The sequence below is a fragment of the Yinghuangia sp. YIM S09857 genome (assembly GCF_051388915.1).
GTDB lineage: Bacteria > Actinomycetota > Actinomycetes > Streptomycetales > Streptomycetaceae > Yinghuangia.
The window spans coordinates 1-17,328 of the sequence record NZ_JBPKBH010000035.1 but is presented as its reverse complement, the minus strand read 5'-3'; the positions used below and the strand labels follow the sequence as shown (position 1 = coordinate 17,328).

Annotated in this window: 7 protein-coding genes; 4 read left to right on the top strand and 3 right to left on the bottom strand. The window is 69.4% G+C overall.

Going from position 1 to position 17,328, the window contains the following annotated elements; all coding sequences use genetic code 11:
* The first annotated feature begins 50 nt into the window (after positions 1 to 50).
* The 3 genes from ACRX5S_RS39935 to ACRX5S_RS39925 are packed head-to-tail and all read left to right on the top strand — an operon-like array spanning position 51 to position 14,046.
* Positions 51 to 6,089, top strand: a complete 6,039-nt coding sequence (locus ACRX5S_RS39935; protein WP_436778201.1) for a DEAD/DEAH box helicase — start codon at positions 51 to 53, stop codon at positions 6,087 to 6,089.
* Positions 6,086 to 8,161: a hypothetical protein gene (locus ACRX5S_RS39930; RefSeq protein WP_436778200.1), complete on the top strand. Its 2,076-nt coding sequence runs from the start codon at positions 6,086 to 6,088 to the stop codon at positions 8,159 to 8,161. The genes ACRX5S_RS39935 and ACRX5S_RS39930 overlap by 4 nt, the downstream gene beginning before the upstream one ends.
* Entirely contained in the window at positions 8,161 to 14,046 is a 5,886-nt protein-coding gene (locus ACRX5S_RS39925; RefSeq protein WP_436778199.1) for a hypothetical protein, read from the top strand. Before ACRX5S_RS39930 ends, ACRX5S_RS39925 begins: the two co-directional genes overlap by 1 nt.
* 168 nt (positions 14,047 to 14,214) lie before the next feature.
* Here the strand turns inward: ACRX5S_RS39925 and ACRX5S_RS39920 are convergent, their stop codons facing one another.
* From ACRX5S_RS39920 to ACRX5S_RS39910, 3 genes are all read right to left on the bottom strand, one after another.
* A complete protein-coding gene (locus tag ACRX5S_RS39920; protein ID WP_436778198.1) occupies positions 14,215 to 15,114 on the bottom strand; it encodes an ATP-binding domain-containing protein in 900 nt (299 codons plus the stop codon).
* 80 nt (positions 15,115 to 15,194) lie between these two features.
* Positions 15,195 to 15,671 carry a hypothetical protein gene (locus ACRX5S_RS39915; RefSeq protein ID WP_436778197.1) on the bottom strand — a complete coding sequence of 159 codons (477 nt, stop codon included), beginning with the start codon at positions 15,669 to 15,671 and terminating at the stop codon, positions 15,195 to 15,197.
* A 125-nt stretch (positions 15,672 to 15,796) separates the two neighbouring features.
* Positions 15,797 to 16,255 carry an AAA family ATPase gene (locus tag ACRX5S_RS39910; RefSeq protein ID WP_436778196.1) on the bottom strand — a complete coding sequence of 153 codons (459 nt, stop codon included), beginning with the start codon at positions 16,253 to 16,255 and terminating at the stop codon, positions 15,797 to 15,799.
* A gap of 208 nt (positions 16,256 to 16,463) precedes the next feature.
* Between ACRX5S_RS39910 and ACRX5S_RS39905 the strand changes: the two genes are divergently transcribed.
* On the top strand, positions 16,464 to 17,021 hold the full coding sequence (locus ACRX5S_RS39905) for a hypothetical protein (protein ID WP_436778195.1): 558 nt from the start codon (positions 16,464 to 16,466) through the stop codon (positions 17,019 to 17,021).
* Positions 17,022 to 17,328: the final 307 nt, after the last annotated feature.

Below are 17,328 nucleotides of genomic sequence, written 5' to 3'. Positions count from 1 at the left end.
AACGGTCCGCAGGGGGTGGGGCGCCGGTGCGGGGTTCAAGGTCGGCGGACGTGGAGCGGATCGTCGGAGTGCTGTCCGACACCACCGAACCGATCAGCTGGGAAGCACTGCTGGCGCTGGTCCGTGCTCGCTTCGGTGCCGCGCATGAGATCGCTGTCCGGACGGCGGTGAACGAGGCCGTTGCGGCAGGCCTGGTGTTCTTCGACGGTGACCTCTATGGAGTCGCGGCCCAGGTCGTCGGCGCGGTCGGCCGAATACCGCCACGGCCCACCTCCGGGTCCGTTGTGGTGCTCGACTTGGAGTGCGTGGTCAGGCCGACTGCCGCCGCGCCCGAAGGCGAGCGGCGGATGTACCAGCTCGGGGCGGTCCGCATGGCGTCGTCCGGATCCGGCGCAGCAGCGGTGAATCCGGGGGACGACGTCTTCAGCGCGTACGCGCAACTCCCGGATGCCGAATGGGAGTCACTCCTGCGGAGCGCGCATGTTCGCGATGCCTACAAGAGCTCCGCGCGCCCTGCCGCCGAGGTACTGACGGAGTTCCGCGCCTGGCTCGGGGACAGCGACATGCTCGTCGCGTACAACGGCACCACGGCGGACTTCGCCTGGCTGAACGAGGAGGCCGGGCGCGCGGACCTGCCACCCTTAGGGGGTCCGCGCCGCGTCGATGCCTTGTACCTCGCGCACGTGGTGTGGCCGCACGCACGGGATTTCCGACTGGCCCGTCTGGCCGCCGAACTGCGCCTCGACATCGGTGACTTACGTCCCCACCGTGCGCTCCACGACGCCCTCATCACCGCCCGGCTCCTCCGCCGTATGGCCGCGGAAGTCGACGGCTGGGGCGTGGAATTGCGCGATCTGCTGTATGCCGTGTCGCGTGGCTCCGCAGCGTGGGACCTCCTTACCGAACTGGGCTCGCAGGCCGCGTCGCCGAACGCGGGCCCAGCACAAACGTCGTCGGCAGTGCAGGGCCGGGTCTGGGACGACGCACAGGTGAGCGCGGCCCTCGCCGCCGAACTCTCCCCCACCGGCACACGCCGCGGACGGCCGACAGCCAACCTGTCGGTACCCGCAAACCTCACGCGCGGTGGCCGCCTGTCCCCCTACTTGCTGGCCGCACAGTTGCGCAAGCCAGGGGAACGGCCCGCAGAGGAGCGGCCTGCGCAGCAGGACATGGCGGACATCATCGCCGACGAGATCGCCCACGGCCGTGACACCCTGCTCGAAGCCCCGACCGGCACCGGCAAGAGCCTCGTCCTCGTCGCCGCGGCACTCGACTGGCTCGCGGCGTCGCCGCGCAACCGCGTGGTGATCGCAACGTACACAGGCCAGCTGCAACGGCAGTTGGCCGAGGTGACCGCCCAACTCGCGGGCCCTATACCCGGCTTGTTGCCCCTCACCGACGTCGTACGCGGTCGTGCCGGCCGGTTGAGCCTCCGGGCACTCGTCGCGGTTCTCGCCGAGACCGCCCGCCGGGAGCCGTCGCCCGAGGATCATGGCGGCCCCCAAGGCATCACCGACACACCGGTGTTCGGTGAGCTCCTGGCCTGGCTCGTACGCCGCCTGGTCACGGCCGGTTCGGCACTGGAACGCTGGTGGGCGCATAGCGTCGACCCCGGAGACGTCGCACCGTTCCTGACGGAGTATGTGGCCGCCCAGGCCGGGAACCGGCTCCGTCCTTGGCTCGACTCCGTGTCACAGAACGGCGGGGACTACGCCGCCGACGCCGTCTCGGACCTCGCCGCCCACACCGACACGGTCGCGGAGGCGTTGAACGCGCACCGGCTGGTCATCGCCAACCATGCGCTGCTTCTCAGCCACATCGACAATCTCGCGCTCAACGGACCCCGCACACTGCTCATCGTCGACGAGGCACACGCGCTGGAACAAGCGGCCACCCAGGCCGCGGGCGCCGAGATCGACTACCGCGGAGTGGAGCACCTGGCCTCGCAGATGCGGCGCTGGCTGTACGAGCGTCGGGGTGCGGTCACGTCCGAACTCCATCGGACATTTGAGGAGTTCGAGCGGTTCCTGAGCGCCGCCCGCATGCCACGCGAGGCCGCCGTGGTGTTCGACGCCGAGACGGGTGAGCCCGGCCGCCGGACCGCGACGCTGGCCAGTCCGTACGCCGGACTTGGAAAGGTTCCGGCGGCCCGGCACCTCGTTCGGGAGATCGCGACGGTCGCGGGGTTCGCCGCACGGGCGCGGGCCGCCGTGATCCGCTGGCTGGACGCCGGTGGAGGAACCGGTATGTCGTGGTGGGAACACGAACGTACCCGTGCCATCGTCACCCGGCTCAACGAACTCACCGTCGCTTGTGAGCGGATCAGCACGGACGCGGGGGCCGTCTTCGCACCGCAACCAGACACCACCGTGACGGTGTCCGTCGCCGCGGACGAGGCCGCGGACGAGGCCGCCGCCGCAGAGACTGCCGACGGCGACGGGGAGACCGAGACTGCCACCGAAGCGGAAGAGGACCTCGCCAACGGAGGGGATCCCGAGCAGGTGGCCGCCAAAGCTCCCCGGCCACAGCGCTCCAATCGTGTCGTCTACGCCACCGAGGTCGACGTCACCGGTCTGGCCCGGTCTCCACGGCGTTACGGCTTCACTGTCGCCACCAGCCCCATCGAGCTTGCCCGCGACGACAGTTGGCAACTGGCGCTCTCCTCCTTCGCGCGCACGGTCTACGTCTCGGCAACCCTGCGCGTGTCCGGCGACTGGCGCTACATCCGCGCCCGGTTGGGCCTGGGCGAGGACGTCACCAGCCATGCGCTGCCGGGCGTATTCGACCTCCGCAGGCAGGCCCGACTGGTCTGCTTCACCGATTTCCCGAGCTGGGGCGAGCAAGCCGACGGCGCCATGCGCACACTTGCCCACCAACTTGCCGGGTACGTCCGCGAAGTCGTGTGCCACGACGCCGCCGAAGATGCCTGGACCAACGGCGCCTTGGTACTCACCACATCCAAGGCGGCGGCATCCGGCACCGCCGAGCATCTGCTGCGCTTCCTCCCCGGGGAGGCACCGCGAGTGCCGGTGCACGTCGCCCCGATTCTGGGGAACGCCCGTGCCGCCTCGGAGTTCTCGGCCGAGGGCGGGGTATGCGTCGCCACCCGCGGTCTGTGGCAGGGTGTCGACTTCACCCACGACCGCCTCGGGCTGGTGTGGATCAACAAGTTGCCCTTCGCGCCGTTCGCCGACCCGATGGTGGCGGCACGCCGCGCGGCCGTCGCGGCCCGCGCCGAGGCGGAAGGGCATCCGGACCCGGACCGGGTGGCGGCCGAGGAGTACTACCTGCCGTTGGCGGCGGTCGATCTGCGGCAGGCGGTGGGTCGCCTGATCCGCAGTAACGACCACATCGGCGTCGTCGTATTGAGCGACCGCCGGTTGGCAGGACGGGCGGCCCTGCGCCGGACGTACCGCAAGGTCTTCCTGGAGTCCCTGGATCCCGACCTGCTCGAACCCGACCGCACCACCGGCGAGAAATGCGGTGGCAATCTCACCACGATGGCCGACGGATGGGCGCGCATCTGGCGTTTCCTCGCGGACACACGGCGTCTCGCGTACGGACATGCCGAGACGTTGTGCCGTCCTGAGGCCCTCGACAGGCACACCCTGCTCCCGCAGATGCTGGCCATCCGCGACCTCGCGATGACCGAAGCCGGAGTCGCCGCGGCACGCTCGCAGGGGACCTTCGCCGAGCAACTGGTCGACCGGTGCTCCCAAGTTGCCGGGCACCTGCGGTTCGCCGCCGAGCCACTGGAGTTGTACGACTACCAGAAGCGCGTAGTGCGCGCCGTCGCGGATGACCGGGACATACTCGGTCTCCTGCCCACTGGCGCGGGGAAGTCCTACACGTTCCAACTCCCGGCGCTCGTGCTACCCGGGGTGACCGTCGTCATCTCCCCACTCGTCGCGCTCATGGCGGACCAGGCCATGGAGCTCAACGCGTCGATCGGCGGAGCGGTCCGCGCGCTGGTGGGGCCTCTGGCCGAGTCGAACAGCCGGACCGGCAAGACCGATGTCATCCAAGAACTGACCGGCGAGGCCGCGCACGGCATCAAGCTCGTGTACCTGTCGCCGGAACGCCTGGCGGACCGGCGCTTCTCCGAAGCGCTGCGGGCGACTGCACGGCGCGGCGCGCTCCGGCGGATCGCCGTCGACGAGGCGCACACGTTCGTCCAGTGGGGTGACGACTTCCGCCCGAGCTTCCGCCGAGCGGCCCAACTGCTGCGGGAACTGCGCGACGAGCACGGAGTGCGGCTCACCGCGGTGACCGCCACCGCGAACTCCACGGTCGTGGACGGCTTGCGCCGACTCCTGTTCGGCCTCGACGGGCCGGCCACCGCGAACGAACCCCTCACGACGGTGTCGGAGAATCCCATCCGGCCCGAACTCGCGGTGTACCGGCGGTGGTTGCGCCAAGGCGGACGTACCGCGACCGCCGGACTGGTGGAGCGGGTGGTGAGCGCCTGCGACGGCCACTGCATCGTGTATTGCCTGACGGTCAAGGAAGTCGAGGCTCTCTACGCACACCTGCGGACGTTCATCGGCGAAACCGGCAGCCGACACGTTCGGCGATTCCACGGCCGCTTGTCCGAGGCCGAAAAGGCTTCCGTACTGACCGAGTTCCGTGAGGCGCCGTACAAGGGGGACGACGGCTTCGTGCCGTTGGTGATCGTGGCGACTTCGGCCTTCGGCCTCGGCATGAACCGCAGGGACATTCGCGCGGTGTTCGCCGCGTCGCCGCCGACCGATCTTGCCGCGCTCTATCAGCAGTTGGGACGCGCCGGTCGGGACCAGGCACAGCGGGCCCTCGACGAGGTCGACACGTTGTCCGTCGGACTCGCCCTGGGGACCGGCAGCGGGCTGCGGATGGTGGCCTGGATGGGATCGCAGGGACTGCCGAAAGAGGCGCTGGTCCGGATCGGTGAACGCGTCCTGCGGGCAGCGGAGGAGACCGGGTGGCTGGATGCGGCCGACATGGCGGACGCCTGTCTGGCGGACGACGTGCGGGACGGGCTGATCGAGCCGGGACTGGCCCGCCAGGCAAGGGCCGTGGAGCAGTACCGGACCGCGGTGACGGGCGCCGTGGCCGCATTGGCCGCGGAGGGAGTGGTCGTAGACGCGGGGGACTTTCCGGCGGCGGTGCGCATCGGACGCATGTCCGACGGCCTGCCTCGAGACGATCTCGATGCGGTGGCCGCCGCTGCGCTGGACGTCCTGCTCGCAACACGCGCGGACCGGCCGGGACACGCCGAGATGACCGAAATCCACCGCGAGCTGATCGACTGCGTGCCGAAATATCGCGAAGTGGCCTCCGATCCGGCGGCGACCTGGGCCTTCGTGGCAGGTCTGCACGACGGCGGGCACGTGGACGTGTCACAGGCCGGGAACTACCGCACCCTGATCGCCGTACACGCCGCCCACCCGGGCCATAGCGACGACCGGCCCGCTCTGCCCGGTGGGTTCCTCTCCCGGATGACCGCGGGCCAGGCACGCAACCGCCGCGAGTACCGGGCGCTTGCCACGTGGTACACGGAGGCCCGACGGTGCGCGGTGGACGGGCTCGCCGACTACTTCCGGGCGCCCGTGGTGCCCGGCAGCTGCCTCAAGCAGGGGAAGGCGCTCTGCTATTGCTCCCACTGCTGGAGCCAGGACAGCGACCCGGTGAAAGGACCGCGCCCAGACTTGCTTGCGGCATTCGAGACGCCGCGCCCAAAGCCGTCGGTGCATCGGGAGACGGGGCAATACCTGGAGGTGCTCGACCGCTGGACTGTGGCCCTGCTGTGGGACTGCTTCAGAGGGCTGACCTCCAGCATGATCCACCGCGTGCTGCGGGGCGAGGACTCGTACGTTTCCCTGGCGACCGGGCGTCGGCGTCCCTTGTGGCCGCAGCTGCTGTACCACCGGCTCCGAGGCGTCGATCCCGGGATCCGGCTGCTCGACGTCGACGCGTCGCTCGCGCGTCTGGCGGCAACAAAACAGGTCGTCGAAACCACCGACGGAATCTGGCGTTACGCCGATCACGTTGCGAGGCAGCAGCGGCGTACCGACTCGGCGGCGGTCGACGGCACAGGGGGTGGCCGCGGGTGACGGGGACTCTCCCCGGTGGCGGGGCGGCCTGGGGCGCCGAGCCGTTGTTCAGCGCGGAACTGCTCCGCGGCGCGGCGGCGATGCCCACCGGGCACCGCACCAGGATCGAGGGATTCCTGCACGACGTGACCGCGGCTCGTCCCGCACCGCTGCACCCGGCGACGGCGTGGAACGCCCTGCGCTTCGGATTCGATCCGAGTGCGGGTTGCTACCGCGAGATGCCCGCGGACCTGCTCGATGTCCAGGCCGGCCCCGCGGACGGCATTCCGGTCGGGGCGTTTGTCCGGCACGATCGGGGCACCCACACGCTCTGGGGCGAAGTGGTCGCAGTGTTCGGTGACGCGGACGCGTTGGCCCATGCGGACGGCTGGGTCGACCCGGAGGCCCCGTGCCCGTCGCGTGAAGCGTGCGGCGTCACCGGAGACCCCGAAGCACTGTTGCCTGAGCGGGTCATCGTGGACTGGAACGCCATCTACCCCATGGGGGGCGGCGAAGCGCGTGAGTTGGGCAGATACCGGCCCGCGGTCGTGGACCGGCTCGGCCACGTGTGCCGCACCGCGGCCTACCGAATTCCGAAGCCGGGACTTGCCGGGCTTGCACTCGATCTAGCCCTGTATGCGGACCACCTCGTGCGACACCGGGAGGACTACTTCGCCGACATGGCGGACGTTCCCGACGACGACCTGGTGCTGCACGCGGCGGTATCGGCGTCGCTCGGCACTGTGGCCGAGATCCTGGCGGCCACCCCTGGACTGATGACATGGGCCGGATACGCGACACCGAAGGGTCGGTTCGGCAGCCGGATGGCGTCACCGGGCCCGTTCGGCGGCAACGAATTGCGTGACTTGGCACACCGGGTCACCCGCACCAAGCCGCATGAGACACGGGCCACCGCCATCTTCCCGGCGCTGAACCACCTGGACGCAACCCGGCGCGGCAACGTACGCGGCGACGAGACTGCCTGGTCCGGCATCGAGGTTGCGGAGGCAATCGTCCATGCGCACTTGGCCATAGCGCAGCAGGCCGACAACCCTCCGGCCGGCGTCAGGGTGACCGTCCGGGACACGTGGCAGGCCGGCGGGATCTGGGTGAGCACGCCGGTCGAGACGGAAGTCGCGCTCGACGCCGAGTTCGATGACGAGGACTTCGGTGACGAGGAGTTCGACGACGAGTTCGACGTGACGCAGTACCCGGACAGTTTGCTCGTCGGGAGCTGCGTCCTGACGTCAAGACTCTTGGACTCGGGCGTCCTGCCACTATCGGAAGCCCTGTCCAAGGCCTTGGGCGAGCGGAAGTTCGTCCTCGTTGACATGCGCGACGAGTCAGGCCCTCCCCTGCTGCCGTCCGAGGCCCTGCAACATGCCGAGGTGGACGGCAACGCACTTCGGATCGCCTGGCCGCTCTCGGTCCAACCCGGCGACCGAGCGGTGGCAGGCCTGACCCCGGGCGCCGCACGGATACGCATCGACTTGGAACGGCGTCCGGCGTCGAACGCGGGGGGTGACGGCGCCTTCGACGACAACGTCCGTGGCGCGGTCCTGGCCAAGATCCGACTCGCCGGGGCTCACGGGGACCGCGGCGAGCGCACCATGCCGGCGAATGTGCTGCTGGACGCCCTGATCGACGACTACCCGAACGTGGAGAACACGAGAATCCGCCGCTCGGTCGTCGCCGCCTGCCGATCCCTGGCAGAGAACGCCCTGTTGCACGTGTCCGTCGGCGAATTGTCGACGGACATCACCAACACACTTGTGCAGCACCGCGGCGTAGACACGTACACCTGGTGGCCGCCGGGCGTCGAGCCGTCAGGCACCACCGGCTCCCCTCCGCCGGCGGACGGCGCGCTTCCCAAAGCCAAAGCCGCACACGAGGTTGCCCCGCACCTGAGGCGGTTGCGCCCCGGAGCGCAGGCGTCCGACGTGGCTCGCGAGGAATACGCGTCCTACGCAGTCGAACACGGCCTGGACCCGAACCTCCCCGCAGGCAGGACGCATGTGCGCCCCCACGCACGAGGCGGTCGCGCCGATCACCTGTCCGCAAAACCCGCCCGCCCCGACGATCGGAGCCTGTGATGTCCGTGTACCCGACCGGCGTCCGCGAGCTGATCCGGACCGCAACACTGCCCGAAGAGATCGCGGAGCTGCTCGCCGACACGGATCTGCCGCCGGAAGCCAAGCCGCTGGTCGAAGCCAAACTGGCGGTCGCGGAGCGGCTGGCCGGCCTGGGCGACCCACTGAACGACTGCGTGGCCCTCGTATCGCCGCAGGCCCTGATCGGCGCCGTCTGGCGCCTGCCGACCGCGGAGCGCAGTTCGTTGCTCCGAGACCTGATGATCCCTCCTGCGCGCAAGCCCACACGTACCGCCGCCGCACACGCGCTGACGTTGCTCCGACGCTTCGACCCTGTCCGGCGGCACGGAATCACCCAGGCCCTGACGCGACCGATGATGGACGTCCTCCTGCCGGACGGGGCGGGTTCCCAGCCGTCGGCGGACAGCCTGCGGCAGACGCTCGCGAACGTGACCTTCGACCGCAGTCTCGTACGGCTTGCCGCGCTCGCCTGGTGGTCGGCCGGCCCCGCCGCGGCGGGCCTGCTCCGTGCGGGTCTCCTTGACGGCGGATTCGCCCCCGACAACTGGGACGCCAGCGTCGTGGTCGAAGTGGCGGACGCATGCGCCGAGTTCGTAGCCGCGTTCACCGACCTCACAATCTGTTCCCAGAACGCGACGGTCGAATCGCCCGTGGAAGCACCGGACGCCGACCTCGACGCGGGCGACGAGCCTGAGCTGCGACCACTTGACGAGGCGGTATCAGCCGCACGCCATGCTCTGAGGATGTTGGGCGATGCGCTCGCCGACGGTCGCCCTCCGGCGGACGCGGACATCGCCTGTCTGGAACGGGTCCGGGATTCCTTCGCCATAGTCCGCGTTCGGATCGCCCAGGAAGTCGGCCTGCCCGTTGAGGAGATACCCCAGGACCGGCCGGGCATGGCCGCCCAGCTCAGGACTCGGCGCGCCGCGGCCCGGGACGAGGACATCGGCGATTTGCAGCGCGCAGCAGGCTTGGTCGGCCCTCCCGGCCGCGCGGACTCGCTGGCCGAGGTTCGGTCCATCGCCGCCGACCTCGCGGCGAATGCGCCCGCGTGGAACGACGATCAACGTCGCCACGTTACGGCGGTGACCCACCTCGTCCGCCTGGTCGACGCTGTCGGCTCGGAAGCCGACGACAGCATCATCGACACGCTTGAGGAACGCGCACGGACGGCACTGCCCGATGCCGCACTCATCACTGCCGCTTTACGTGGCCAATTGTCCTTTGCGATGTCCGAAGAGCCCAAACCGGCTGTTCCGGCCACGTCGACCTCCCTGGCCGACTCCGTTGAAGCCGTCGCCCCGGGCTTCTCCGGCGTCGGCCCGGAACCCACCCCGGAAGGCACCGAGCGGGAAGGGCCTGCCGAGAGCGCGGACAACAGCGCCACCGCGACCAACGAGGAGCCACACGAAGCGGAGGCCCCGGCATCCGCGGACATGACGGCCGAGGAGGCGACGGCGCTGTTCGCCGGATTGATCGACGACCGACGACTGGGCCTGGCCTACCACTTGGCCTGCACCGACGCCTTCGCAGCGGTGCGAACGAGCGAACACACGGCAGGATGCGCCGAAATCGTGCGGGCCTGTGCGTACGCGGAGTCGGTCCGCAGCGACTCCGGACCCCTCGCCGAACTCCTGCGCATCGGCCTGGACGGAATCGATCCTGCCCTGCTGCGTTCCAGCCGAGTCACCCAGTTGCTGGCGGTGGCCGCCGGCACGCGTGCGGCGGTGCTGTGCGGTCAGTTCACGCACGAGCTGCTGCGCGGGGCCCTCGCGGGGCTGTCCGACCTTCCCGCGCTGTGTGACGTCACCGCGCACGTTGCAACCGCATCGGAGCAGGGTGCACTGGCTCGGCCCGACCGCTTGCTGGTGCTGACGCCTCTGGCGGACGCCGATCGCCTCGTCCAGGGCAGCGCTGCCGCGGCGGAGGCTGAGTTGCATCGGGTGCGGACGTACTCCTTCGCCCGCGCCAACGTGATCGCCGGACGATGGTGGCACCCGGAGACCGGGCTGATCGGGCGCCTGCTGGCCGCGGCGGCGGAGAACGACCGAAGCCGCGTCACCGAAGTCGCCACTGAGCTGCGCCGGCTGAACAAGAGCGGAACCCTGGAAGACACGTTGGCGGCCGTGGACCGCGACGTGCGGGAAGGCGGCACCCCGCGCCTGGAGGGAGCGGCACGCAACCGGCTTCTGGACTCCGCGCGCGAGTCCCTCACTTTCGTGCGGCAATGGGCGGAGGACGCCCAGCGTGCCGCTGCCGCCACCGGCACGGACCCTTGGGCCACGCGTCCGCTGCAGGAACTCCGCGAAGCCCTGATAGGCCACCGCGAGGCGGTGCACGCCGAGATGGATCTCTACGCCGCGCGTACGTCGGACCTCGTCATCGCCGCAGTGGTGCGCTTCGTACGGCAGAGCGTGGACACCACCATCGGCTTGTTCGACGGGCGCACCCTGAGCGGCCCGGACCCGGAAGCCGCGCTCCTGCTCAACGCCGAGCTGCTGCGCTGTCCGCGAGTGAGCCTCACCGACGACGGAACCCTCCGGGCCAAGCCGGTTCCCGCCGACATCGCCGAAGCGGCGGGAACCGATGCGCCGGCCGCCTTCCGTGCGCGCGTCGATGCGGCGGACTTCGGCGGGGCGCGCCTCCTCGCGGAGTCGCTCTCACGCTCGGATCGACACAGTCCGGACGATCCTCCGAAGGACTGGTTCCAACAGATCACCGAAAGCCAGGAGCTCGCCCAACGTGAACTCCGCGCCCGGCACGACGTGGTCGCGCGAGCCGTCGACAGCGCCGCGCGGCACGGACGCCTGGTCGACGCGGACCGCAGCCGGCTCGGAGCGGCACTCGCGGCGGCCGACGTCGAACGCAGCGACCTGGGAACTGTACGGGCCGAGTTGCGGGAGATCGAGGATGCGTTGTCGGCGTGCGCGGCACTCGCCGGGGCCGCATTGCGTGAAGACCTGGCGAAGGCACTCCTGGAAAACGAAGGCAAGGTCGCGGACGTACGCGAGGCTGTCGAAGCGCGCATCGAAGAGGGGGACTTCGCGACTGCCGAGGAGTATCTGCTCATCGCCAAAGGCGGCGACCCGCTGCCGGAGGGCGAGAACCACGACGAGCTCGCGGAGTACTTTCCCAGCGTTCCCGACGCGATGCCGGAGGGCCTCACTGATGCGGTCGTCGAGGCCGCCGAGATCGGTTCCCGGTTCGGCCCACTGGACTACACCCGGCTGGGTACGGACGAACGCCGCAGCGTCGGTGAGGCGTTTCGCGTGTGGCGTGATGCCAAGCAGGCACTCCGCACCCGTCGAGGCGACCCGGCTGGACATCTGCGCGCGCCGCTGCGCATGGCCGGCATCGAGTATGCGGGATGGCAGCCGAGTCCGGATCTCCAGGACACGCCGCCGCAGCGCCGCTGGGTGGATCTGGTCACCGTTCGCCTCATCGGCCATCCCCTCGTCCCCACCTTCGGGTCGAAGTCCGGCGACCGACTGAGGCTCCTTCTCGTGCGGGACGTGGTGGACGTCCGGACCATCGTGAGCTGGGTCCGCCAGGACGTGTCGGACGTACCTGTGCTGGTCTGCCTGTTCGGTGCGCTGTCCGCCGCGAACCGCCGGCAGCTCGCGGACGAGGCCGTCCGCAACCGCGACAAGCCGTTCGCGGTGCTCGACGACACGGCGCTCGCCTACCTCGGCAGCCGCGGCCACGGGCGTGTCAACGCCATGACGCGGCTGCTCCTGCCGTTCGCCGCGGTCAACCCGTACTGCCCGGGCGTCGCGGAAAGCGTGCCTACCGAGATGTTCTACGGGCGCCACGCGGAGCGCGGCGCCCTGGCGGACCTTGAAGGCACCAGCCTCATCTACGGAGGCAGGCAGTTCGGCAAATCGGCGCTGCTGAGGGCCACAGAACGTTACTTCGACGGCATGGACGGGTGCCGCGGGATCTACGTATGCCTGCCGGGCGCCGGAGACGGGTCGGACACAGCACTCCGCGAGGCGTGGTCGCGCATCGGCGGGACCCTCACCGAGTGCGGAGTGATCACCCGAAAGAAGGGAGACGTGTCGCCGTTCGACGCCGACAACGTCGGCCGCGATGTTCGGGCCTGGCTCCATGCGGAACCCCGCCGACGTCTGCTCCTGCTCCTGGACGAATGCGACGCGTTCTTCGAAGCGGACGCGAAGACCGGCTTCCGCGAAACGGCCCGCCTGCGCGACCTGATGAACGACACCGGTCGGCGGTTCAAAGTCGTGTTCGCGGGGCTGCACCAGGTACAGCGTTTCGCCGGTCTGCCGAACCAGCCCCTCGCCGACGCGCACTTCGGGAAGTCCACGGTCATCGGCCCGCTCAAGCCCAAGGCCGCCCACGACCTCCTGCGGGTTCCGACCGAGGCCTTGGGCATCCAGTTCGAGAGCGACGCGCTCATCCACCACGTCCTCACCCACTGCTACTACCAGCCCAAACTCCTCCAGCTCGCGGGTGAGGCCATCGTCGACGCGGTGCTCGCGCTCCGCGAGGAAGCACTGTCCGAGCCTCCGTACGTCGTCGACAAGGCCCTGCTGGACAGGGTTCTGTCCTCGGAAACCTTCCGGACCAGCGTGGCCACAGCCATCGAACTCACCCTGAATCTGGACAGCCGATACAAGCTGATCGCCCTGGTCATGGCCCACCGAGCGCACGAAGGGCAGCACGGCACCACGACGACCGCGGAGCTGCGTGCCGAATGCCGCAATTGGTGGCACGCCGGGTTCGAGTCGTCGGCCCCCGAGGAATTCCGCGCGCTTTTGGAGGAGATGGTCGGTCTGGGAGTCCTGGCCCGCGTGAGCGACCAGGCGTGGCGGGTGCGGTCGTCGAACGTCCTGCGCATGCTCGGCACCGCCGACGAAGTGATCAACGCGCTGTGCAGCGACCGCTGGGCCACCATCACCCATCTGTCCGCCGCGGCGTCACGAACCAGGTTGCGCAACGGCTCCACGTCACCGCTGACCTGGCGGCAGACCCAGGATCTGCTGGGTGAGCGAGCCAACCAGGTACGGATCGTGGTGGGGACCAGGGCAACGGGCGTCGGCGAGGTGGCGACCGCGTTGCGGGAAGCCGCGGATTCCGCATCCGATCGTTTCGACTTCCTGGCGCCGAAGCAGCACATCGACTACCGCAAGGGGCTACTCAACGCCAAGTCGGACGGCCGACACCTGGTACTCGTCGACGACTTGACCGGCTTCGACGGCGACCAACACGTCATCGACGCAGTTAAGGCCGCACTCGACAGCACACCGTCGCCGGAGAACACGCGAGCGGTCTCCATTATCGTGGACGCGTGCGATCCCGATGTCCTCATGGCGGTCACCGACCCGGAGCTGGGGGCCGATCCGGGGAGCGTGGTTTCCCTCACCCGGCTGTCGCGCGACGGAGTTCGGGCATGGGGCACCGAGGACGGGCGCACGTATGCGTTCAGCACAGAAGCGGACGTCCAGGCCCTGCTGGAGCACACCGGCGGATGGCCGATCCTGCTCAACCTCGTCGAGACGCAGTTCACGGAGCCGGGCGAGTCGGCCGCGGGCGCTTGCGCCCGCCTCGACAGGCACCTCCGTACGCCCCAGGGCGCGGCGTGGTTCCTGGACGCCACAGGCGTCACGGCCGATCCGCACGTCAGCGTGGCCTGGCGGACCATCGTCGAACTCGACGAAGCCGTCCCCCGAGACGTGCTGATCGAGTTCCTGGCCGGCGACGGGATCGGCAGCGCTCGGGCGGACGCCCTGCTCGACGCCCTGCTGGCGCTGGACCTGCTGATCCCGAGCCCTGACGGTCTTCGCCCCGAACCGGTTGCGGCGCGGGCCTGGCACCAAGCACCAGGCAGGCCGACTGCGGGCTGAATCCGTGGGGGGTGGGCCGACCGTGAGAAGCGGGGACGCGAGTCGTCGGAATCGAGACTCGCGGTCATCCTCAACCTCTATGTCACGCAAGTTCTGATAATCGGCTCCCCCACGTCACGGCGTGACAGCCATGGCTGTCACGATCGCGCCTGCCTCGGCGTGAGTCCGCTACTCCGCTGCCTCACCCGAAGGCATCCTCGGCCTCGCCGTCGCCTTCCTTGCGGCCAACTTGGGTGCCGCAACAGCCCCCGTACCGATCACCTCTTCGGCCAGCGCGCGCCAGGCCGGCATGTCCACCCCGCCGTGATCACTCGTCCACATCAGCGTTCCCGCCGAACCGCCGCCCTGGTCATGGGGCAGGATGTCCTGCGCCGCGTACCACCGCTTCTTGCGCTCCCAACCGGCGGCATAGGACGGCAAGTCGAGCATGCCCAAGTGCTCCCAGTAGACGGTGCGCCCGTCGGTGCCCTGGATCGTGAAGTCCGGCGGTCGGCACACCCCGTCTTTGCCGAGGAGTGGTTGCTCGTAAGCCCACTGGCCAGGCAGGAGGTCGTCGAGGATGCTCGCCACAATGACTTCGTTCTTGCTGCGCACCATCACACCTCCGCCGGTGATGTGAACCAGGCGACCGTCCAGCGGGCCGACCTCCACGCCTGCCGCGGTGATGACCTTCCTCGGCTGCGGTTCCGCGCACAGGTCCGTCATACGCCGGGCGGTGTCCGATCCGGTGGCCCGGGTCAGCTCCTGCAAATCCTCGATCGACCCTTCGTGGCAGATCACCACCCTGCGCGTCTGCCGAGTGAGCGCCGTGTAGAGCAACTCGCGCGACAAGCTCTTCACCGCGGCCGGGACCATGAAAACGACCACGCCGAACTCGCTGCCCTGGCTCTTGTGCACGATCATCGCCCAAGCCAGCTCAAGCGGGGCGTCATCGTCCCATTCGCCACTTCGGTACGTGTAGCGCCTGCCGAGCTGCGACGAGAATTCGACTTGGGTGTCCTTGGGCGCCATCTTCATCTTGGCGGTCTTGATCTGCCCGATGACCACGCCCAGTTCGCCGTTCGCCACGTACCCGGCCTCTCCGGGTCTTGCGGCCAGCACCTCCGTCTGCCGTTCCGGGTGTTCACCACCTTGTCGCCGATCACGATCTACTCTGACCCGAGCGGCGGCGGGACCTTGCGCCATTTCGACGGGGCCAGCGCCTGGTCCAGTGCAGCTCGCCGATGTCGCTGCTTCAGGTGCCGATTCAGTTCGGCTGTGCCGTGCATGCGTCCCCGTACCGGCGACAGCGCCTGCCATTCCTCGCACTTCTCGGCGGCGGCGAAGAACTTCGGGTACGTGACCCCCTTCGCCCCCGGCTCGGTGGTGGCGCCGTAGCTTCGTGCGAAGCTCAGGCCGCCGTCCTCCTCGACGCCGAACTCCTCGCGCAGCACGTCGTCGAGGACCTGCGTCACGGTGCGCCCCTTCCAGGCCACCGCACGGAGGGTGTCCATCGGCTCACCTACGCAAAGGCGCTCCCAGACTTCGTCAGCGCCCTCGACGATCTCATCGCCGCTGAACCAGCGCGCAAGCATGAGGTCATCGCGCACTCGGTCGAGCTCACGCTGCCGCCGCAGCACGGTCAACTCGGCCCACCCCGGTGCGATACGCGGCCAGCCGTCCGCGTACCCGTTCCGGGCGTCGCCTTCGAGGTCGACGAACGGCCGGCCAGCCCCGATCGGCCGCAGCTGCCGGGGGTCGCCGACGAGAATCAGCCGCTGGGGTGCACCAGCCCGTCCAGCAAGGCGGCGAACATTTCCTCAGTGAGCATGGACGCTTCGTCGACCACCACTGTTCCGTACCGCTGCCGGCTCGCCGCGTCGCCTGTGGACAAGTAACGTCCGTACTCGCCGTTGTAACGCCCGGATTTGGTAAGGAACTGGGCCAGGGTCTTTGCATCGAAGCCGACCTTGCTCTCCAGCTGTACTCGGGCCTTGCCGGTCGGCGCCAGGAGCAGCAGTCCCGCCGAGATGACTTCCTGGCGCGCCGCAAGTGCCTTGACAAGCGTAGTTTTTCCGGCCCCCGCCGGGCCGTTGAGAAGGGTCAGCCGTCCTTCGGACAGCTCCACCAACGCGGCGGCCTTCTCTGTGCGTGCGCGTTGCTCCGCGGGATGGGCCGAGAGGTTGGCCTGCGGTCCGCAGGACATCATCAAGGGTCTGGGCAAGGTCAATAGGCGCAGTATGCCTGGGCTGAGCAGGGAGTCGCTCGATGCGCCCGCGGATCTCATCGCGGCGGCGGAAGGCGGAGGGAAGCTTGTACGTCTGGGTTCCGTCCCATAGTCGGGTAGACGCGAGGACGGTCCACTCCTGCGTCGGATCGGGCAAGTCACCAGGGGACAGCCCCAGGCCGGCGACTACAGTCGCGTTCACCGACAGTGGTTGGGCAACGGCGGGCAGGGCGAGTCGCTCCACCATCTGGTCGAGCGGCAGCAGGGTGTGCCCCTCCGCCCGTGCCTGCTGCAACACGGCAACCATCGCGGCCTCCACGCGCCGCGGGTCCTGCGCATCGTCGAAGGCGTACTCCTTCAGCACGGGAAGCGGGTGCCGGGCAGCGAGCTGGTGGTCCGGAAAGCAGCCGCGGTCCACCGTCTCGAACTCGATGGAAACCGCGTCATCGACGGTGCAGGTGACCAAATAGTAAGGGTTCTGCTGGAGTTCACCGGGCGCCATCTCGATGCCTGTTCGGCCGCCGAGGACCCGGTCGACGGCGTCGGCGGTGAGGCCGAATCGACTCAGCAGGCGAAGCGCGTCCTTGACGTCCTGGGGTTGGCCGGCCCAGATCCTCCGGCGCGTCGCGGTTGCCAGGTCGCGCACCGGCTGCGGCGCGTCCCTGCCCTCCAACGCGGCGAGCAGCACCGGCCAGGGGTCATCGCCATCGGCGACGGCGGATCCCAGAATCCGCGCGGCGAACGTAGGATGTCCAAAGCCGAGGTGTGACAGCACGGCCGGCAGTCCCGGGGCAGGCCCTCGGCGCTTCCAGGCCTTGGCCAGTTGCTCGTCGAGCCAGCGCAGCGAAGCCTCCGGAACCGAGCCGCCGAACCCGACGGCCGCTCGGGCGGCGCGTTCGATTTCGAGCAGCCCGGCGACGGCCACGTCGGCGGGAACATGTTCCGCACCGTACGAGAATTCCCGGTTCGTCTCGGGTGCCTTGGCCAGTGCCGACGAGATGTCAGAAGCCGTTGTCGTACCGAACTTGGCGTCGGGTTATAGGACTTGGCTTCTCGTTGGGGTGATTCGGTCGCTG